The organism is Galbibacter marinus, assembly GCF_000300875.1.
In the GTDB taxonomy this organism is placed as follows: Bacteria; Bacteroidota; Bacteroidia; order Flavobacteriales; family Flavobacteriaceae; genus Galbibacter; species Galbibacter marinus.
In genome coordinates this window covers 20,567-39,678 of the sequence record NZ_AMSG01000007.1, presented here as the reverse complement: position 1 = coordinate 39,678, position 19,112 = coordinate 20,567, and the positions used below count along the sequence as shown (strand labels likewise).

At 37.3% G+C, this 19,112-nt stretch carries 17 protein-coding genes; 5 read left to right on the top strand and 12 right to left on the bottom strand.

Annotated features, from left to right (window positions below):
- Nucleotides 1–4: 4 nt before the first annotated feature.
- From I215_RS07020 to I215_RS07010, 3 genes are all read right to left on the bottom strand, one after another.
- On the bottom strand, nucleotides 5–541 hold the full coding sequence (locus I215_RS07020) for a DEAD/DEAH box helicase (protein ID WP_040459968.1): 537 nt from the start codon (nucleotides 539–541) through the stop codon (nucleotides 5–7).
- Nucleotides 493–1,017 (bottom strand): SWIM zinc finger family protein, encoded by a 525-nt coding sequence (locus tag I215_RS07015; protein ID WP_040459966.1) that lies wholly within the window; start codon nucleotides 1,015–1,017, stop codon nucleotides 493–495. Before I215_RS07015 ends, I215_RS07020 begins: the two co-directional genes overlap by 49 nt.
- A 94-nt stretch (nucleotides 1,018–1,111) precedes the next feature.
- Complete coding sequence (locus I215_RS07010) at nucleotides 1,112–1,456, bottom strand: cupin domain-containing protein (protein WP_008991269.1); 345 nt, start codon at nucleotides 1,454–1,456, stop codon at nucleotides 1,112–1,114.
- A gap of 290 nt (nucleotides 1,457–1,746) precedes the next feature.
- On the opposite strand from I215_RS07010, the gene I215_RS07005 reads away from it, so the two are divergent.
- Nucleotides 1,747–2,556: an aspartate dehydrogenase domain-containing protein gene (locus tag I215_RS07005; RefSeq protein WP_237738938.1), complete on the top strand. Its 810-nt coding sequence runs from the start codon at nucleotides 1,747–1,749 to the stop codon at nucleotides 2,554–2,556.
- Here I215_RS07005 and I215_RS07000 read toward each other — a convergent pair.
- The 6 genes from I215_RS07000 to tamL all read right to left on the bottom strand — a co-directional run bounded on the left by I215_RS07000 (nucleotide 2,539) and on the right by tamL (nucleotide 11,311).
- Complete coding sequence (locus I215_RS07000; protein ID WP_008991267.1) at nucleotides 2,539–3,444, bottom strand: NAD(P)-dependent oxidoreductase; 906 nt, start codon at nucleotides 3,442–3,444, stop codon at nucleotides 2,539–2,541. The two genes, I215_RS07005 and I215_RS07000, sit on opposite strands and share 18 nt — an antisense overlap.
- Nucleotides 3,445–3,589: 145 nt before the next feature.
- Entirely contained in the window at nucleotides 3,590–5,800 is a 2,211-nt protein-coding gene (locus I215_RS06995; RefSeq protein ID WP_008991266.1) for a polyribonucleotide nucleotidyltransferase, read from the bottom strand.
- 290 nt (nucleotides 5,801–6,090) lie between these two features.
- On the bottom strand, nucleotides 6,091–6,360 hold the full coding sequence (rpsO, locus tag I215_RS06990; protein WP_008991265.1) for a 30S ribosomal protein S15: 270 nt from the start codon (nucleotides 6,358–6,360) through the stop codon (nucleotides 6,091–6,093).
- A gap of 264 nt (nucleotides 6,361–6,624) precedes the next feature.
- A complete protein-coding gene (gene accD / locus I215_RS06985; RefSeq protein WP_008991264.1) occupies nucleotides 6,625–7,485 on the bottom strand; it encodes an acetyl-CoA carboxylase, carboxyltransferase subunit beta in 861 nt (286 codons plus the stop codon).
- Nucleotides 7,486–7,554: 69 nt separating this feature from the next.
- Nucleotides 7,555–8,622 (bottom strand): class II fructose-bisphosphate aldolase, encoded by a 1,068-nt coding sequence (gene fbaA / locus I215_RS06980; RefSeq protein ID WP_008991263.1) that lies wholly within the window; start codon nucleotides 8,620–8,622, stop codon nucleotides 7,555–7,557.
- A 151-nt stretch (nucleotides 8,623–8,773) separates the two neighbouring features.
- Nucleotides 8,774–11,311, bottom strand: a complete 2,538-nt coding sequence (tamL, locus tag I215_RS06975; RefSeq protein ID WP_040459964.1) for a translocation and assembly module lipoprotein TamL — start codon at nucleotides 11,309–11,311, stop codon at nucleotides 8,774–8,776.
- Nucleotides 11,312–11,354: 43 nt separating this feature from the next.
- Between tamL and I215_RS06970 the strand changes: the two genes are divergently transcribed.
- Nucleotides 11,355–12,074, top strand: a complete 720-nt coding sequence (locus I215_RS06970) for an RNA methyltransferase (protein WP_008991261.1) — start codon at nucleotides 11,355–11,357, stop codon at nucleotides 12,072–12,074.
- 18 nt (nucleotides 12,075–12,092) lie between these two features.
- Here I215_RS06970 and porT read toward each other — a convergent pair whose 3' ends face one another.
- Nucleotides 12,093–12,809: a type IX secretion/gliding motility protein PorT/SprT gene (gene porT / locus I215_RS06965; protein WP_008991260.1), complete on the bottom strand. Its 717-nt coding sequence runs from the start codon at nucleotides 12,807–12,809 to the stop codon at nucleotides 12,093–12,095.
- A 34-nt stretch (nucleotides 12,810–12,843) separates the two neighbouring features.
- Complete coding sequence (ubiE, locus tag I215_RS06960) at nucleotides 12,844–13,575, bottom strand: bifunctional demethylmenaquinone methyltransferase/2-methoxy-6-polyprenyl-1,4-benzoquinol methylase UbiE (protein ID WP_008991259.1); 732 nt, start codon at nucleotides 13,573–13,575, stop codon at nucleotides 12,844–12,846.
- A gap of 384 nt (nucleotides 13,576–13,959) precedes the next feature.
- Between ubiE and I215_RS06955 the strand changes: the two genes are divergently transcribed.
- From I215_RS06955 to I215_RS06945, 3 genes are all read left to right on the top strand, one after another.
- Nucleotides 13,960–14,868, top strand: coding sequence for a DUF4231 domain-containing protein (locus I215_RS06955; protein WP_008991258.1), 909 nt, complete (start codon nucleotides 13,960–13,962; stop codon nucleotides 14,866–14,868).
- 115 nt (nucleotides 14,869–14,983) lie between these two features.
- Complete coding sequence (trkA, locus tag I215_RS06950) at nucleotides 14,984–16,333, top strand: Trk system potassium transporter TrkA (protein ID WP_008991257.1); 1,350 nt, start codon at nucleotides 14,984–14,986, stop codon at nucleotides 16,331–16,333.
- Between the two features lie 3 nt (nucleotides 16,334–16,336).
- Nucleotides 16,337–17,830: a TrkH family potassium uptake protein gene (locus I215_RS06945; protein WP_008991256.1), complete on the top strand. Its 1,494-nt coding sequence runs from the start codon at nucleotides 16,337–16,339 to the stop codon at nucleotides 17,828–17,830.
- A gap of 73 nt (nucleotides 17,831–17,903) precedes the next feature.
- Here the strand turns inward: I215_RS06945 and I215_RS06940 are convergent, their stop codons facing one another.
- The gene (locus I215_RS06940; protein WP_008991255.1) at nucleotides 17,904–19,097 is read right to left on the bottom strand and encodes a pyridoxal phosphate-dependent aminotransferase; all 1,194 of its coding nucleotides are present in this window, start codon (nucleotides 19,095–19,097) and stop codon (nucleotides 17,904–17,906) included.
- Nucleotides 19,098–19,112: the final 15 nt, after the last annotated feature.

The following is a 19,112-nucleotide window of genomic DNA, read 5'->3' as shown; positions in this document are numbered from 1 at the left end:
GGAATTATCCCAGTGTAAACAAGTCTTTTAGTTCCTTATTGCTCAGGTTACCAATCCAATTCTCACCAGTAGAAACCGTCATCTCTGCCAATGCCTTTTTAGAATTAATCATCGCATTGATACGCTCCTCAAAGGTGTTTTTTGTAATTAGTCGATGAACCATTACATTTTTTTTCTGTCCGATGCGATAAGCTCTATCGGTAGCTTGTGCCTCCACAGCAGGATTCCACCACAGATCATAATGAATTACGTGATTGGCAGCTGTAAGGTTGAGCCCAGTTCCAGCGGCTTTCAAGGATAAAATAAAAATTTTGTCCGCAGGGTTGTCTTGAAAATCTTTTACCATTTGTGTGCGCTGTTTTAACGAGCATCCACCATGATAGAACATCGGCGACTCTCCGTAACGCTCAGCAATGAAGTGTTGCAATAGTTCACCCATTTCTCGGAACTGGGTGAAGATTAATACTTTTTCAGAGGTATTTACAATACTGTCTAGTTTTTCAAAAAGTAAATCAAGCTTGCCGCTAAGAGTAGAATCCATATTCTTATCCTTAAGGTATTGGGAGGGTTGTTATCAATCTCCGCACTGATTTTGTATATAACGGCAGCTAAGTGTTTGCAGGGAACTGCCCAATCTGGGCAATTACAGTTCATTTCAATGTCCGACCACTGTTTTGGAAAAATCTTTAAACCGTTCTTCTCGGCAAAGGTTAACAATGTTGGGTCCAACTCTCTATTAAACAATTTAGAAATCAATAAAGGCTTTTCGGCAAGTTTGTCTATAAAATCATTTAAGGCTACCCCAGAGAATTCAGGAAGTTTGAGCTGCACCTTATAGGGTGTCATTTTGCTCCCTTGTACAAAAGCGTCGATGTGATTTCCTTGTATTTTAATTTTGGTTACATAACCTTTTCTAGCATAAGTACTCCCACGTGGAAGACGATTACTATAGTCAATATTGTTAAGGGATTGAAGCCACTTTTGACCCCACCAAGTTTTACCGAATTTCTCTGCCATTAGTGATTGAAATAATAAATGTAAAAGTTTTTGCCAAAGTTTGAAAGATTCTACTCAATTCATTAGGGTTTAGTCAACCTAAAATGTAGGTGGATTATTGTTTTAAATTTATTCTATCCGCACTATTGCCAGGGAATGACAATACTAAAAAGCGCAAGTCTGTAGAAGAGGTGTTGGCAATTTTGTGAACCTGCTCTCTTTTAATCTCAATGCCCTCTCCTTTAGATACTGAAACATTTTTCTGATCTATATTAAAGGTAGCTTCACCTTCTAAAATATAAAAGAATTGGTCTGTTTTATGGTGGAAATGCAGTTGTTCTTGTGTTTGTGGAGGCATAAGTTCCTCTTTGATAATCACCTGATCAGATAAGAGTAATTCCCATGCCTTGCACTGATCACCCCAAGTGTATGACTTTGTATTACTATTATTTACAACCATAATGGTTTTTTATTTAAAATGCGTATTTCAAAAATAAAAGAATTATGAGCTGTTTGGAAAATGAATTTTTAAAAAGTTTCGCTATCCTTAATTTCATTTTGTTAATAGAAGGAGCAAAAGTCTTTGTTTGATCCATGTAGATTCAGGGTAATTACATTGTTATTTACTACCTTTGAGAGTTCAGTAAGTAACTTACTTATTTTTATGTAAATAGGAATAAGAACTAAGTTATAAGCTTAAGGGAAATCTTAATGCCTTAAGAATTGAATGTCTAAAAAAAATCAAATAAAATGATGAAAGAAGCAAAGAAAACACTAGCCATAGTTGGTTGCGGAAAATTAGCAGATATTGTTGTTGATGCATTACTTAGTGGGGTGCTTGATGATTATCAGCTAATTGGTAGCTACTCTAGGACATTTGAGAAAGCTCAGAAGCTTGCCGAGCGAATAAATAAGGAAGAAATTGGTTATCGCTGCGATGCTTATGAGTCTATTTCAGAGATCATAGCCCTTAAGCCAGATTATATCGTAGAGTCTGCTGCTCCAGTTGCTTTGCGTGAATTGGCTTTGCCAGCACTTAAAAATGGCTCTTCAATTGTAACTCTTTCCATTGGAGCTTTGGCCGATGAGGAGTTTTACAATCAAGTCCAGGAGACCGCAAAGAAACACGGTACAAGAGTACATTTAGTCTCTGGATCCATTGGAGGTTTTGATGTTCTTCGTACAGCCTCCTTAATGGGAGATTGTGAAATCACATTCGACACAGAGAAAAGTCCAAAATCTTTGCGTTCCACCAGCGTATATGAATCTGCACTTGAAACTGATGCTAAGAAAGTGTTTTCTGGGAATGCTAAACAGGCCATTGCTTTGTTTCCGACAAAGGTGAATGTAGCTGTTGCGGCTTCACTTGCCTCAGTGGGACCTGAGAATATAAAAGTTTCGGTGACCTCTGTTCCGGACTATATAGGGGATGACCACCGAATAGAAATTAAAAATGAAGAGGTTCATGCTATTGTTGATGTTTATAGCAAGACTTCTAAGATCGCAGGTTGGAGTGTGGTAAATACCTTAAGAAATATTACCTCACCCATTGTATTCTGATAAGTTAGCTAACACTTTTTCACTTAATCGGATATAGGCTTGTCTGGTACGCCCCACAGAAACTTCCATACAACGGACATTAGGGTGCTTTAAAAGCTCTTTATCGCCAAGAGCACCCAAAGTGTCACAGTAACAACGATTTTCAGCTTCAAGCCACTTTTCAAAGGGTTTCATATCCCAGGCAGGGGAGAGTCCTGTGTTAAATAGTATTTTATGATCACCTAGGCTCTTAAATTCTGATTCATGTAAAAGGACTGTGTTTTTGTTAAGGCAGCAGAGTATAACCTCATTTTCTGATAGCAGCGTATCAAGATCTTGGAAAGTATAACCCTTGGCTTTAGCTGCTTGTTTTTCACTTCGTGCAAAATAGGAAATCTCAGCTCCGAAGAACTTTAAGGCGTCTGCAATCATGCCTCCTGAGGTTCCAAGTCCAACGATCCCAACTTTGAGTCCTGTAATTTCTCTAGGTACACCATCCCAAGGTTTTTCTGGCTGACCATTTTTGTCAGTTCCAAATCCATGTAAACAACGAACAAGTTCGCTTACAACATATTCAACCACTCCTTCGTCACCATAATCGCGTATACCTGTTACTTTTATTCCTCGCTCATTGGCATAGTGAATGTCCACATTGGCCGTTTCTGGGGAATATAATGAACAGCACATACCAATGTATATGATATTGGGACATTTCTCAAGAATTTTCTTGTCCAATGTTGAAGTATAGCTTAAAAGTACCGCATCAGCATTGGAAATACGTTCAATAATTTGCTGATCATCCTTTGGGATATCTCTAAATAAAACAACTTCCTGTGCAAACTCTTGAAGTTTAAGCTCTGCGGATGGGATAAGATCCAAGGGTTCGATCCCTACTAATTTCTTGAACATAATACTTGAGATGAAAATTAATCAACAAAAGTAAGTAATACTTTTTTGTTAAAGCAATACAGCTGGGAAGACTTAAGGCTCCAAAAAAGAAAAAGCCTGGCACATGTCCAGACTTTTCACACACTTTAAAATTAACATGAATTGTTTAGTCTCTTCGAGGCTTTCTATCTCGATCACCACCTCTACGATCGTTATTAGATCTATGGCGATTGTCAGAGCTTCTTTCGCGTTCTACATAACCTTCAGGTTTTGGTAGAACTGCTTTTCTAGAAACTTTTTCTTTTCGTGTTTTAGGATCAACTCCAAAGTACTTAACTTCAAAAACATCACCAATGTTAACCACATCAGTTACGCTGTTAGTACGTTCCCATGCTAGTTCTGAGATGTGTAATAGTACTTCATTACCTGGAGCTTGCGTATATTCAACAACAGCACCAAAATCAAGTAACTTAATTACTTTTACCTCATATACTTCACCCTTGACTGGTTTGAAGGTAATAGAATCAATTTTTGCAAGTACTGCATCGATTCCAGCTTGGTCAGTACCAAGAATCTCAACTACACCTTTATCGTCTACCTCTTCGATAACAATCTCAGTGTTAGTTGTTTTCTGTAATTCCTGAATTACTTTACCTCCAGGACCAATTAAAGCTCCGATGTAATCTCCAGGAATTGTAACTGAAACCATTTTTGGTGCATGTGCTTTGACTTGTTCACTTGGCGTTGCGATTGTATCTGTTAGTTTTCCAAGGATATGTAATCTTCCATCTCTAGCTTGTGCTAGAGCGTTTTCAAGAATTTCATAAGAAAGACCTTTGATTTTAATATCCATTTGGCAAGCTGTAATTCCATTTTCAGTACCAGTAACTTTAAAGTCCATATCACCTAAGTGATCTTCATCTCCTAGGATATCTGATAAAACAGCGTATTTCTCACCATCAGTGATAAGACCCATGGCAATACCAGAAACTGGCTTCTTAAGTTGAACACCAGCATCCATAAGCGCCATTGTTCCAGCACAAACAGTTGCCATAGATGAAGAACCATTGGATTCTAAGACTTCAGATACTACACGAACTGTGTAAGGACATTCATCAGGAATCATGTTCTTAAGAGCACGTTGTGCTAGGTTCCCGTGCCCAACCTCTCTACGTGAAGTTCCTCTAAGGGGACGAGCCTCACCAGTGGAGAATGGAGGGAAGTTATAATGTAAATAGAATCGCTCCTCGGATTGCTCTGTAGGAAGATCTATTACGTTGGCTTGTTTTGAAGTACCTAGTGTAACTGAAGCAAGAGCCTGAGTTTCACCTCTGGTAAAGATCGATGATCCATGAGTAGAAGGTAGGTAATCTACCTCACACCAAATTGGTCTAATATCTGTAGTTTTTCTACCGTCCAAACGAATGTTTTCGTCTAGGATTAGGTTTCTAACTGCTTCTTTTTGAGACTTCGCAAAATACTTACTGATAAGTTCTGCTTTTTCTTCTAGCTCTTCTTCGCTATACCATGCAGAAATCTCCTCTTTAATTAAACTGAACTTCTCACCACGCTCTTGTTTTGAAGTATCTTCTTTGGCAACAGCATAACATTTATCGTAAGCAAAATCGTGAATTTTAGCTTCTAATTCTAAATCCTCAACTTCTAGTTCGTATTCACGTACCTCTTTTTTACCAACTTTTTCAACAAGTCTTTTTTGAGCTTCAACTTGTACTTTAATGGCCTGATGAGCAACTTTAATAGCCTCTGCCATTTCTTGCTCTGACACCTCTAACATTTCACCCTCTACCATGGCAACAGAATCCTCAGAGGCTCCAACCATAATATCCATATCAGCAGTTTCTAATTGTGCTCTACTTGGGTTAACGATGAATTCACCGTTAACACGAGCAACTCTAACCTCAGAGATTGGATATTCAAAAGGAATGTCAGATAATTGAATACAAGCGGACGCTGCCAAACCAGCTAAGGCATCTGGCATCACATTGTCATCATTTGACATAAGTTGAATCATCACCTGAGTCTCAGCGTGATAATCCTTTGGAAATAATGGTCGTAATACACGATCCACCAAACGCATTGTTAATACCTCGCGATCGCTCGGTCTAGCTTCACGTTTAAAAAAGCCACCAGGAAAACGCCCTGCAGCTGCAAATTTTTCACGGTAATCTACCGTTAAGGGTAAGAAGTCAATACCAGGGTTTGCGCTTCTAGCAGAAACCACGGTAGCTAGTAGCATAGCATCACCCATACGGACAACGACTGAGCCATCAGCTTGTTTTGCTAATTTTCCCGTTTCTAGAGAAATGGTTCTACCATCCCCTAAATCAATAATTTCTTGTTTTACTTCAGGAATCATTTAGTTTTTTTATTGCTCCGCATAACTGAAAATTATAGCAGCGGAATGTTAAACAATGGGCACCCGTGGATTTCACGGCCGAGTTGTGTTGTAGTTGTTGTTACCCAATGAAAAACTAGTTATCTAAGCTTTTTTGTTAACCACTTACTGTCTCAGGTTGTGGTTAAACGAAAATTGAATTCTCAATATATGAGAAATTCAAAAGTATGTCTTTAATGATAGAAAGTCCAAAAAAAACAGAAAAAATAAAGACTAAATTAAAAAGGGAGCAAATTGCTCCCCTTTATAATTTACTTTCTTAATCCTAATTCTTTGATGATAGCTCGATATCTTGTAATATCTTTCTTCTTCAAATAATCTAGCAGGCTTCTTCTTTTACCCACCAACATAACTAATGAACGCTCTGTGTTGAAATCTTTTTGATTGTTTTTCAAGTGTCCAGTTAAGTGTTTAATTCTGTGTGTGAACAAAGCGATTTGTCCTTCTGCAGATCCAGTGTTGTTTTCACTTCCACCGTGTTTTTTAAAAATCTCTGCTTTTACCTCTTTTGATAAATACATGCCAATATTTCTTTTAAATGATTCTTATGTATTTGATAGTCGATCTATCAAGGGCGCAAATATAGTAATTATTTTAATTTTAAACCGATAAAATTAATAATTAATCCTATTAGGTAAAAGAGCCTATTTTGTTAGATCTTAATTCTTTAAGCCTGAAAAAAAAGGAAAAAATTAGTGACTCTTTTTAATTGCTGAAAGAACCTTAATGGTTAAAAAACAAAAGCTCCGAAATTGGAGCCTTTGTAGTAGATTATGTTGCTAATATTACGAAGCTCTTACCGCTTGGTTTTGTATTAAATCTATATACAGGTTCACCTTGTTCTTTAGATCCCTTCTATGGACAATAAAGTCAAGGAATCCGTGCTCTAACAAGAACTCAGATGTTTGAAAATCTTCAGGAAGATCTTTTCCTGTAGCTTCTTTGACAACTCTAGGTCCTGCAAACCCAATGAGTGCGCCAGGTTCAGCGATATTAATATCACCAAGCATAGCATAAGAAGCGGTTGTACCTCCAGTTGTTGGATCGGTACACAATGAGATGTATGGTATTCCAAGTTCAGAAAGCTGTGCTAATTTAGCAGAAGTTTTAGCTAACTGCATAAGCGATAAAGCGGCCTCCATCATTCTTGCACCACCAGATTTTGAAATCATCATAAAAGGAATTTTCTTTTTGATGGAGTAGTCAATAGCTCGTGCAATTTTCTCTCCAACAACACTTCCCATAGATCCTCCAATAAAAGAGAAATCCATACAAGCAATGACCAAATTTTTACCCTTAGACTTTCCTACAGCAGTGCGAACTGCATCTTTAAGTTTGGTTTTTTCTTGGGCTTGCTTAAGACGGTCTGAATATTTTTTGGTATCGATAAAGCTCAGCGGATCCTTTGATTCTAAATTAGGATCTAGCTCCTTGAACTTGTTATCATCAAATAATATTGAAAAATATTCTTTGCTACCGATACGCACATGATAATCATCCTCTGGACTTACGTAAAAGTTTTTAGCCAACTCATCGGCCTCTACAATTTTACCAGTTGGTGATTTATACCAAAGACCAACAGGGGTATCCTTTTTCTCTTCTGTAGCGGTTTGTATGCCTTTTTCTTTTCTTTTAAACCAAGCCATTGCCATATAGTATATAGAATTAAAAAAGCACTAAAGAGATTTATATCTCCTTAGTGCTTTCTGTTCAATTTATAACGTATTCACGTTGTTTAAATCTTCAAAAGCCTTTTTCAAACGAGTGATAAAGGTTTTTTCTCCTTCACGAATCCACACGCGTGGATCATAATGTTTTTTATTTGGTGAATCTTCACCATCTGGGTTACCGATTTGCCCAGCAAGGTAAGCCTCTTTAGATTTCATGTAGTCTCTGATTCCTTCTAAATAAGCATATTGAAGATCCGTATCAATATTCATTTTAATAACCCCGTAAGAAATTCCTTCTCTAATCTCCTCAACAGTAGAACCTGATCCACCATGGAATACAAAGTTAATTGTGTTGTGAGGTACATTGTATTTCTGTGAAATATACTCCTGAGAATTCTTAAGAATTTTTGGAGTTAGCTTAACGTTTCCTGGTTTATAAACACCATGTACGTTACCAAAAGCTGCAGCAATAGTAAAACGAGGTGATACTTTCAATAACTCCTCGTAAGCATAAGCTACCTCCTCTGGTTGAGTGTACAATTTAGAGTCATCCACATCAGTGTTGTCAACTCCATCTTCTTCACCACCTGTAATACCAAGTTCGATTTCAAGGGTCATCCCCATTTTATCCATACGCTCTAGGTAAGTTTTACAGGTCTCGATGTTTTCTTCGATAGACTCCTCAGAAAGATCGATCATATGAGAGCTAAATAATGGTTTTCCAGTTTGTTTGAAATACTCTTCACTAGCATCCAACATACCGTCTACCCATGGAAGAAGTTTTTTAGCACAGTGATCCGTATGGAGGATTACTGGAACTCCGTATTTTTCAGCCATTTCATGAACGTGTTTTGCGCCTGCAACAGCTCCTGCAACAGCAGCTTTTTGCTGATCGTTAGACAGTCCTTTTCCAGCATTAAACTGTGCTCCTCCGTTGGAGAATTGGATAATAACAGGAGAATTTAAATCCGCTGCTGTTTCTAATACAGCATTGATAGTACTGCTTCCAATGACATTGACTGCTGGAAGAGCAAATCCTTTCTCTTTCGCATAGTCAAATATCTTTTGTACTTCGTCTCCAGTGGCTACACCAGCCTTAATGTTGTGACTCATAAATTTAAGTTTCTAATTTTTATATAGTTATATAGTTGTTCGCTTCAAATGCGTCTTAAAAAGCCAAAAATACGACAATTTGTTCAAGAGAAAAACTCCACCGTTTTTACAACTTGGAATTGTCTTTGCAAAAATAATAAATTTACACGGCTTAAAAAGGATAATTGATCCCAATGTTATAGACGGCGTTGCCAAAATTGTAATCATTAAACCATCGTTTACTCCTCTGATCATAAGTAGGATCGTAGGTTTTAAAGCCAATATCAAATCTAAATACAAAAAAGTTAAAATCGTACCTAAGACCAAATCCTGTACCTATTGCGATCTCTTCTAAGGAACGTAGGTTTTCAAAAGTTGCTTTTTCACTTTCCACATCGTCTAAAAAATCCCAGATATTACCTGCATCCACAAATAAAGCGCCATTGATATCACCAATTAATGGAAATCGGTATTCTAGGTTAAATGCTAGTTTTAAGTTACCTACATTAAAGTCATTGGTGCTTTTTGTTCTTCCAGGCCCAAGTTCATAGGGCTGCCAGGCTCTGTTGTCATTCGACCCTCCAGCAAAGTAACTTCTGATGAAGGGAATGCTTCCAGAGTTGCCATAAGGAATAGCAACTCCCATAAATGATCTAAAGGCTAGGACATCACGACGTGAAAGACGCCAATATTTTATATAATCAAATTCTGTTTTTACGTATTGGGAATACTGAACGCCAAAAATTAAATTATTCCCATTTTCATCAGTATCTAAATTTAAAGCGGTCGACAAGCTCGAGAGCAGGTTACCAGCCAATTCTATTTTAGCTCTAAATTGAAAAAAGTTATTGTCGTTAAAATTTCGTCTTGTGTTCTTATAATAGGTGTAATTGGTTGAGAATATTAGGTTATTGGCAGTTAGTCGGTCCCTTTGGTCATCTATACGGGCTACTTCATTTTGATCAGCGGTACTGGTGTTAATGTTGCCATTTAATACATCTTCAGTAAATCCGCTGGTTCCTGTTGGAATGCTAAGATTGCCATTGTCATCAAAATACTCAGGATTTGTCTCACTGGCATAATCCGAGGCTACATTGTTGAGGTCATCGTAACTGTTCTCATAAACATCGTAATAGCGATCGGTGTTTAAGTTCTTAACATATTGAATGTTTATAAGTTCAAAGATATTCCTTCTAATATTGGAAGGGTTCCACCTATAGCGTACTATTCCGTTAAATGTTTGCTTGTCCAGCCCTATGTTTTTTTGAAGCGTGGTTCCAAGTGAAAAACGGGTCTCTGGGGTCATCGATTTAGGAATGATCCCATTGGTGTTTAAGGGGAAAAAGATTCTAGGAATGTTCAGTCCAATGTCTGCTCCGAATTCCGCAATATTGAAAAATCCACTTTCTGTATTTTTAAAATCAGATGAAGATCCAAAGGTCCCCCTAAAGGCGATGTCTAAGGTCTCTGCTCCTCTAAAAATGTTTCTCGCGATCAAAGACGTACTCAAGGATATACCAATATCCTGAATGTTGGAATGTAGTAAATCAGAACTAAAACCTAAAGAAAATCGAGGTCTTGGATTTAGGTATATGTTGGTCCTTAGCTGACTGTCTGTACTGTCTAAATAACTGTAATTGATGTTGGGGTATTTAAATACCTTTAGGTTGTTGATCTGTTTGGCTGTTAAAGACCGATCAGACTCTTTATAAACACTATCTGGTAAAATGGCAATAACATCGGTGAGTGCTTTGGGTCGGTACTTAAGTTGGTCCTTGAAATAGATGGTGTAACCGTCGTAGCTTATCGAGCTTAAGCTATCTTGCGAGTTATTAAAGGAATAATCCGCATAGATGTTTACTTCTTTAACATGATGGATTTTGTATGGGACCTCATCGCCGCCTTGGGTTGCTGGAGCGTTTTGAATATTAATTACCACTGGCATTTTCCTGTCTTCTGTATTCAGGGTGGTGTCTCTTTGGATGTCGAAGCTAATGGAAGAGGGTTGGAATTTGTATATGCCTGAGTTGACAAAGATGTTGTTTAATCGCTCCTTCTCAGCATCAAAAAATATGAAGTCAAATTTCTGACCAGGTCGAATTCGTGAAAAACGTTTATAGCGATTGTATATGGAATCTAAATCTTTCGATTCAAAATTGGTGCTGATAGAGTCTAGGTAATAGGCTGGGCCGGTGGTGAGGTTGTAATTTACCACTGCACGCTTTTCTTTAGTATCACTGCTGTCGATTTCATAACTCACCTGATTGTTAAAATACCCTTTTGTATCGTAGTATAATTTTAAGCGCTCTGCAGATTTTTCTATTTTCTCCTTATCAATGATCACCGGTGCTTCTCCAGTTTTCATGAGCCAATTATTAAAGTTGATTTTGTAATCAGCTAATTGAGTAAGCTGTTTTTTAGAAATCATCCGATCAAAAAAACTCATGTCCTGAAGGTTGGAATCGAGTTTTGCGGTGTAATAGCGAGCGGGATTTGGTTTGGCCATGTTGTAGACTGCCAAACGAGTTTTATTATTGGGCCTTTGAGTAATTAAACCTTCAATTTCATCCTCGGTAACCTTTTGTTTATTGACATAAATATGGTTGTCTTCAAGTAACAATTGGCCACTTTCTACCCTCTTCACGGCATTACATGAATTCAGCAGTACTATTAAAAATAATACCGTTATTTTTGCAAGAAGTTGTCTCAAGAGGGTGAATAATTAAATTTACGGTCAAAAATACACTATTTGTATGGTTAGCAAAAACGAATTAAAACTTATAACGTCCTTACATCAAAAAAAGTACCGTAATAAGCATGAACTTTTTATAGCTGAAGGAATCAAAGGTGTATTGGAACTTTTAGAATCCAAATTGCTGCCCTATGCTCTTTATGTTACCCAAGAGGTAGATGGATTGCCAATTGGTAATACTGTGAAGATAGGTGCTGGGGAAATGAAAAAATTGAGCTGTTTAAAGACCCCAACTGAAATTTTGGGGGTATTCCATATGCCAGAACAAAAGAGTTTAAAAACCGAAGGAATAATTTTAGCTCTAAATAATGTAAGAGATCCAGGGAATCTAGGGACCATAATACGGCTTTGTGATTGGTTTGGGATATCTCAGCTTGTGTGCAGTGTAAATACGGTTGATTGCTACAATCCAAAAGTGGTTCAAGCTACTATGGGTTCTTTAGCCAGAGTGCAAATCAATTACCTGGAGCTTGAGGACTTTTTAATCTCTACCGATAAGCCGATCTATGGGGCGATTATGGATGGTGAAAACGTATATAAGTCTAAGCTACCTAAGGAGGCCATTTTAGTTATGGGGAATGAATCTAATGGGATAGGGACTTCCATACTACATAAAGTCAGTAATAGGCTAAGTATTCCAAGATTTGGATCTCAGCAAACCGAAAGCTTAAACGTTGCTACCGCTACGGCAATTCTCCTTAGTGAATTTAGAAGAGGCTAAGTTAAAACACCAACAAGGTTACTCAAAGGTAAAGTTTACGAAAATAGCTCTGGAATAAGTTCCTGCTATATTTTTTACGTAATTGAAATCTCCTGGCTTACCACGGAAGATCTCATCTTTAAATGCAAATGAACCTCTAATAGATGGAGAGAATTTAAAATATCTAAGATAGAAGTCAATTCCAAATCCAACTTCCCAATAATAATTGCTTTTACTCATCGAAATAACTTCATTGTCAATGGTTTCTGTGTTTCCATTATTACTACTAAGGTTAAATGAAGTTGCAGCCCCACCAACTATATAAGGTTTTATGTTACCAAGTCTTTTAGTGCTTACCTTTAATAAAAGGGGGATATGGATATAAGTGGATTTAACAGGAACCATTGTTGCGATGTTAGTGGTGAAATCTTTAAATCCAACTTCTCGTTGATTGTAATACAATCCTGGTTCTAGGCGAAGATCTAGGTAATCGTTTAAACGAAGTTCACCTATAAGACCGACATTAAATCCAATACTTTTTTTGGTCAGCATTTGATCGCCCTTATATCCAGTTGAATAGTCATGCTTCTCATAATCGACCTTAAAATCGTACTGGTTAAAGCCCAAATAATATCCCCAATTAAGTCTTTTTTTATCCTCGTTTTCGAGATTTAAAATAGGGTTTTCGTTGAACTGTGCATGTAGGGATGTGAGCCCACTTATAATTAAGGTTAAACTGAAAAGTAACGTTTTCATTCTTAGGGGTTGGTTTTTCTTAACTGCAATATAGTTATTTATATGCTTGGTAGATCGTAGCGACACCTAAAGTTTGTGGATGATCTGTTGCTTTTATAAATCCTACCTTGGTCAAAATATCGTTAAATGCCTTGCCATATGGGAAGACAGATGCGGATTCAGATAAATACGCATAGGCAGATTGATCTTTAGAAAAAAGCTTGCCAATGACTGGTAATAAATGTTTGGTATATAGGTTGTATCCTTGTTTGAAAGGAGTCTTTGTTGGGATAGAGGTTTCTAAAACCACAAAGGTTCCGTCTTTTTTTAGTACTCTGTAAATCTCAGCCAAGCCTTTTTCTAGGTCTTCGAAATTTCGAACACCAAAAGCAACAGTAATTGCGTCAAAGCTATTATCGTCAAAAGGAAGCTGCTCGCTATCTCCTAATACAAGTTCAATACGATCAGTAAGGTTTTTATCAGCGACCTTTTGCTTTCCAACCTCTAACATACCTGCAGAGATATCAAGTCCAACTATTTTGGGAGCATGCGTTTCTTTGGCAAGGTTTATCGCTAGATCACCTGTTCCTGTCGCAATGTCTAAAATGGATTGTGGTTGAGTAGCATGCACCATTTTAACCACTTTTTTCCGCCATTTGATATCGATACCGAATGAAATCACACGATTTAAACCATCATAATTACCAGAAATAGTATCGAACATCTTGGTAACTTGTTGTTTTTTACCTAAAGAAGAATCTTTATAGGGCGTAACCTTTTTTGACATGCTTAATTTTTTGCAAATATACTATTTACAATTCATCTCCATAGATTGAAGCTTGATTTTAAAAGGTTTTTAGCCACAATCTTTAATTTCAGTTAGATATTTCCATGCAACCCACGCCATCAAAATAAATGAATTGAATCATTCAACTCTTTATAAATCGCTAAAAGAGTGCTTTGACTTCAGCCAGTTAATGTTATTTGGTGGGTTTAAATTGGTTATAAAACGAATATTTTACCCGTTTGCGGATTACCGTACACTACTTTGAATTAATTTATGTTATTTTGAAAAATTGGAATAAATAGAAGTGTGATGATTCACTGCTATTTGTCCTAAACGACCCCTAAAATATCCTCCAGACTGCAAATTAAACTATGTACTGAGATTATGGATTTTAACGATTTTCCGAACTATTTCCAAGTAGCTACCAATGCCGCTTTAAAGTATCAGGGCTACTATAAAACGATCAAGCGGTCTGCGGTGATCCTATTGATTCTTGCTGTAGTTATTACTATGTATACATTTCAGTATACAGGAGACTTAAATGTGGTTTATGGCATTATTGGCATTATGCTTACTTTAAGCTTGATCCTTGCCTTAGTATTACAAAGTAAAAACTATGATCAAATTGCGCAAAATAACCTTAGTCTTAAGGCTTCTTTTAAAACCGTAACGTGGCAATTTATAATGGGTGTAGGTGAGTTTGGCATGCACGCTAATACTTCTGAATTAAAAACAGTATTTGAAAACCGTATCAAGCACATTAGCAAAGGATTTGATGAGTTTGGTCCACAATTAGAACCGGCCATGCTAAAGCAACAGACTGTAACGCCCAAAATGTTAGAACTCAGAGAGGCATCTTTCGAGTTTAAAAAAAATTATTATGCGCAGAATAGAATTCGTTCACTTTATGAGCATTACTTTAAAAAAACTGTAGAGCATCATCAGAAATACAAACTATGGTTTTTGAATTTGATTATGGCTCAAGTTTTTGCTCTAATTGCTATAAGTTTTTTGTTTCTAAATATTAGCGAGAATTGGAGTATTATCGCTCTTATCACCATGATAGTGTCTTCCATTGTTAGCTGGTTAGAGCTGCAAAGCAATCTTGAAAAAAAACAACACTACACCCTAACATCAAAAGAACTTGAGATAATACAGCAAGCATTAGAAGATGTGGTTCTTGAATCTGAGTTGGCTGATTTTGTGAAAGATACCGAAAAAATAATTTCCAATCCTAATGCTTTTTGGTTAATTCCAGGACCAGTAAGGGATCGACAAGAAATCTTTATCTAGTAGTTCATAAAAAGCAGAAACATTCCCATAGGTGACTCTCCGAATTTAGAAAAGCTTTCCCTCGAGGCTACGAGTATTTAATATATCTTTGCATAGAAATTGTTTACTGTAAGCTATGAGAATTATTATTGCTGGAGCAGGAGAAATAGGATTCCACTTGGCGAAATTACTGTCTTTGGAATCTCAAAATATAACTTTGATAGATACTGATGCGGATAGTTTAAGTATAGCCGAGAAGAGTTTGGATATCAGAGTTTTAACAGGAGATGCGACATCAATTTCAACTCTAAAAGATGCTCAAGTAGCAACTTCTGATTTAATGATAGGTGTGACTGCTTCTCAAGCTACGAATATTACACTTTGTCTTCTTGCAAAACAATTAGGATGCAAACGAACCATTGCTAGAATATCCAATACAGAATACATTCACAACAAGGAAGAAGTTAAATTTCAGCAGTTAGGAATTGATGAGCTAATCTCTCCAGAGATGCTAGCTTCGGAAGAAATTGAGCTATTACTTGATGAATCTGCATTTAACGATACTTATGAATTTGAGGGTGGCGCATTGATTATGGTTGGAACTACTTTACAGCAAACCGCTCCATTTGTCGGTAAAACAGTACAAGAGGCAGCTAGTATTTTTCCTGATCTTAATTTTCAGCCTATTGCCATTCAGCGCTCTGGCACCCAAACTACCATTATTCCTAGAGGGGATGTGGAATTTAAAGAAGGTGACCAAGCTTATTTTGTGACCTTGCCAGAGGGTGTAGATCATCTCTACCAGTTAACTGGGCAGGTTCGAAAGAAAATTAAAAATGTTATGATACTTGGTGGAAGCCAAGTTGGTTTTAAGACCGCTCAAAATTTATGTCAAAGTAAATTCCGAGTAAAAATCGTAGAAAAAGACAGAGCACGTGCACTAAGTTTAGCGGATAGACTTCCAAATGCACTTGTTATAAATGGTGATGGTCGAAATTTAGAACTTCTGGAAGAGGAGGATCTTTCTTCGATGGATGCTTTTATTGCCGTTACCGAAAATGCAGAGACTAATATTATGTCCTGCTTAATGGCTAAATCAAAAAATATTAAGAAAACCATTGCCCTAGTGGAGAATGTTGATTACTTTCAACTATCGCACTCTATAGGGATCGATACGCTAATTAATAAAAAGCTTCTAGCGGCAAATACGATATCAAGACATATAAGAGAGGGTGAAGTCGTAGCACTTACGAATCTCAATAACCTAAATGCTGAATTATTAGAATTCGTAGCTAAACCTAACAGTGAGGTTATAGGCAAGGCAATAAGGGATTTAGATTTTCCTCGATCGGCAACCATCGGTGGAGTTATTCGCGATGGTGAGGGGATTATTGCTCTTGGTCATTTTGTGATTCAGCAGGAAGATAGCGTGGTGGTGTGTTGCTTGCCTGAAGCTATTTCCAAAGTCGAGAAGCTATTTAAATAATTCATGAAAAGATTCAACACCAAAATAATCTACTATTTCATGGGGCTACTTTTGCTCTGTAATGGAGGATTTATAATGCTCTCTGCACTGTTTAGTTGGATTTATCAAGACGGCGTAACAAAGCAGCTCAGTTTTACTGGTGTTTTTGTATTGCTCCTCGGAGTTCTCTTAATGTTTGTTACTAAAAAGCATCAAAAAGAAATAAAAAAGCGAGATGGTTATCTTATTGTAACCTTAGGATGGCTTGTTATGGTCTTTTCTGGTATGTTACCTTATCTATTTACTGGGGCCATCCCTGGTTTTACCAATGCGTTTTTTGAGTCAATGAGCGGTTATACCACCACAGGTGCCACCATCTTAAGAGATATTGAATCACTTCCTGAAGGGGTTTTATTTTGGAGGAGTATCACCAATTGGATCGGTGGGATGGGCTTTATCGTTTTAGCCGTAGCCATTTTACCGCTTTTGGGTATTGGGGGCATGCAGTTGTTCGCCGCTGAGGCACCAGGACCAAGTGCAGATAAATTACACCCGCGTATTACAGATACTGCTAAAAGATTGTGGTATATCTACTTTGGGTATACTGTAGCCTGCACCCTTTTTATGAATTTGGCAGGGATGAGTTTTTTTGATGCCATTAACCATGGGTTAACCTCCGTATCTACGGGTGGTTTTTCAACAAAGAATTTAAGTATGGCCTATTGGAATAACAACCCCATAGTCCAGTACATATGTATGATTTTTATGTTTTTGGGAGGTACAAACTTTGTGTTGAGTTATTATGCATTTAAAGGAAAATTTTTAAATGTAATTAGAGACCACGAGTTTAGGTTCTATTTCTTGCTTATATGTGCGGTTTCAATCATTGCTGGTTTAATTATTTTATTTAGAGCTGATGTAGCTATGAGTGCTTATCATCCTATGGTATTTGGAGAGACTGAGAGTTCATTTAGGCATGCACTTTTCCAAGTCATTTCAGTGGTAACAACAACTGGATTTGTGAGTGCTGATTTTAGTAGTTGGACACCTTTTTTAACCATAGTGTTTTTCGGATTAATGTTTGTTGGAGGGTCAGCAGGTTCCACCTCTGGTGGAGTTAAGGTTGTTCGACACCTTCTTATGATTAAAAATGGTATTCTCGAGTTCAAACGAGCTCTTCACCCTAATGCGATTATACCTGTTCGGTATAATGGAAGAACCATACAAGAACCTATTATATATAATATACTTGGTTTTTTTATCATCTATATGTTGATGTTTATTATTGGATCCCTAGTTCTAGGTATGCTTGGACTCGATTTTGAGTCAGCTGTTAGTGGAGCAGCAAGCGCTTTAGGAAATGTGGGTCCTGCCTTGGGTGTTCTAAATCCATTGGCTTCTTTCGATGTTTTGCCTGAGCTTGGTAAATGGTGGTGTGCGTTTCTAATGTTACTAGGTAGATTAGAACTCTTTACAGTACTTATCTTATTTACCCCTTACTTTTGGAAACGCGCTTGATACTTTGTATAAAAGCAAAAAGCACACCTTAAGGTATGCTTTTAGAGTATTATCTTTTCTAGAATTAGCGTTTTTAAGCGTTTGAAACCGCTGCTTTAATTCTACTAATAGCTTCTTTTAAGGACTCCTCAGAAGCTGCATATGATATTCTAATACAGTTCGGGTTTCCAAAAGCTTCACCAGTAACAGTAGCCACATTGGCATGTTCTAAAAGGTAAAGTGCAAAGTCAGAAGCATTTTCAATTTTATTTCCTTTAAGGGTTTTTCCAAAGAATGACGAAACATTAGGGAAAACATAGAACGCTCCCTCTGGAACATTAAGCTGGAAACCTTCAATCTCTCCTAATAAAGAAAGTACTAAGTCTCTTCGTTCTTTGAATTTGTCAATCATAAATTGAATACTACTCACAGGCGCTTCTAGGGCAGCGATGGTAGCTCTTTGTGCAATACTATTAGCTCCACTTGTGATTTGTCCTTGGATCTTATTACACGCTCTTGCGATCCAATCTGGTGCTCCGATATATCCGATACGCCATCCAGTCATTGCAAATGCTTTTGAAACTCCGTTAACAGTCACGGTGCGATCAAACATACCTTCGATTGAAGCAATACTTGTATGACCACCAGCAAAATTGATGTGCTCATAGATCTCATCGGAAACAACTATAATGTTAGGGTGTTTTCTTAAAACTGCTGCAATAGCTTCTAATTCTTCTTTGCTGTAAACAGATCCACTTGGATTACAAGGTGAACTATACCAAAGCATCTTTGTTTTAGAAGTAATGGCCGCTTCTAATTGGTCAGCAGTCATTTTGAAATCATTCTCTATTGAGGTTTGAACTTCCACAGGAACACCTTCAGCTAATTTTACGATCTCTGAGTAACTAACCCAGTACGGTGCAGGTAGAATGACTTCATCCCCTGGATTTATTACAGCCATAGCGACATTGGCCAATGATTGTTTTGCTCCCGTAGAAACCACTATACCATTAGGGCTATAGGTCAAGTTATTATCCCTTTGGAATTTCTTAATAATAGCATCTTTAAGATCAACGTAACCATCCACTGGGGAATAACTACTGTAATTCTGATCAATTGCTTCCTTTGCAGCCTGCTTTACAAAATCAGGTGTGTTGAAGTCTGGTTCACCCAAACTCAATCCGATAATGTCTTTACCTTCAGCGCGTAATTCTCTTGCTTTGGCTGCCATGGCAAGGGTTGCAGAAGTTGCCATGTTCAAAACTCTTTCCGATAATTGTTGTGACATAAAATTGATATTCGA

What these genes read in the sequence shown, in the direction of transcription:
- I215_RS06970 (WP_008991261.1), top strand. Translation starts at nt 11,355, where the DNA reads ATGGTTAGCAAAAACGAATTAAAACTTATAACGTCCTTACATCAAAAA.
- I215_RS07010 (WP_008991269.1), bottom strand. Translation starts at nt 1,456, where the DNA reads ATGGTTGTAAATAATAGTAATACAAAGTCATACACTTGGGGTGATCAG.
- I215_RS06995 (WP_008991266.1), bottom strand. Translation starts at nt 5,800, where the DNA reads ATGATTCCTGAAGTAAAACAAGAAATTATTGATTTAGGGGATGGTAGA.
- I215_RS07020 (WP_040459968.1), bottom strand. Translation starts at nt 541, where the DNA reads ATGGATTCTACTCTTAGCGGCAAGCTTGATTTACTTTTTGAAAAACTA.
- I215_RS07000 (WP_008991267.1), bottom strand. Translation starts at nt 3,444, where the DNA reads ATGTTCAAGAAATTAGTAGGGATCGAACCCTTGGATCTTATCCCATCC.
- I215_RS06955 (WP_008991258.1), top strand. Translation starts at nt 13,960, where the DNA reads ATGGATTTTAACGATTTTCCGAACTATTTCCAAGTAGCTACCAATGCC.
- porT (WP_008991260.1), bottom strand. Translation starts at nt 12,809, where the DNA reads ATGAAAACGTTACTTTTCAGTTTAACCTTAATTATAAGTGGGCTCACA.
- I215_RS06945 (WP_008991256.1), top strand. Translation starts at nt 16,337, where the DNA reads ATGAAAAGATTCAACACCAAAATAATCTACTATTTCATGGGGCTACTT.
- I215_RS06940 (WP_008991255.1), bottom strand. Translation starts at nt 19,097, where the DNA reads ATGTCACAACAATTATCGGAAAGAGTTTTGAACATGGCAACTTCTGCA.
- rpsO (WP_008991265.1), bottom strand. Translation starts at nt 6,360, where the DNA reads ATGTATTTATCAAAAGAGGTAAAAGCAGAGATTTTTAAAAAACACGGT.
- accD (WP_008991264.1), bottom strand. Translation starts at nt 7,485, where the DNA reads ATGGCTTGGTTTAAAAGAAAAGAAAAAGGCATACAAACCGCTACAGAA.
- trkA (WP_008991257.1), top strand. Translation starts at nt 14,984, where the DNA reads ATGAGAATTATTATTGCTGGAGCAGGAGAAATAGGATTCCACTTGGCG.
- I215_RS07015 (WP_040459966.1), bottom strand. Translation starts at nt 1,017, where the DNA reads ATGGCAGAGAAATTCGGTAAAACTTGGTGGGGTCAAAAGTGGCTTCAA.
- fbaA (WP_008991263.1), bottom strand. Translation starts at nt 8,622, where the DNA reads ATGAGTCACAACATTAAGGCTGGTGTAGCCACTGGAGACGAAGTACAA.
- I215_RS07005 (WP_237738938.1), top strand. Translation starts at nt 1,747, where the DNA reads ATGATGAAAGAAGCAAAGAAAACACTAGCCATAGTTGGTTGCGGAAAA.
- ubiE (WP_008991259.1), bottom strand. Translation starts at nt 13,575, where the DNA reads ATGTCAAAAAAGGTTACGCCCTATAAAGATTCTTCTTTAGGTAAAAAA.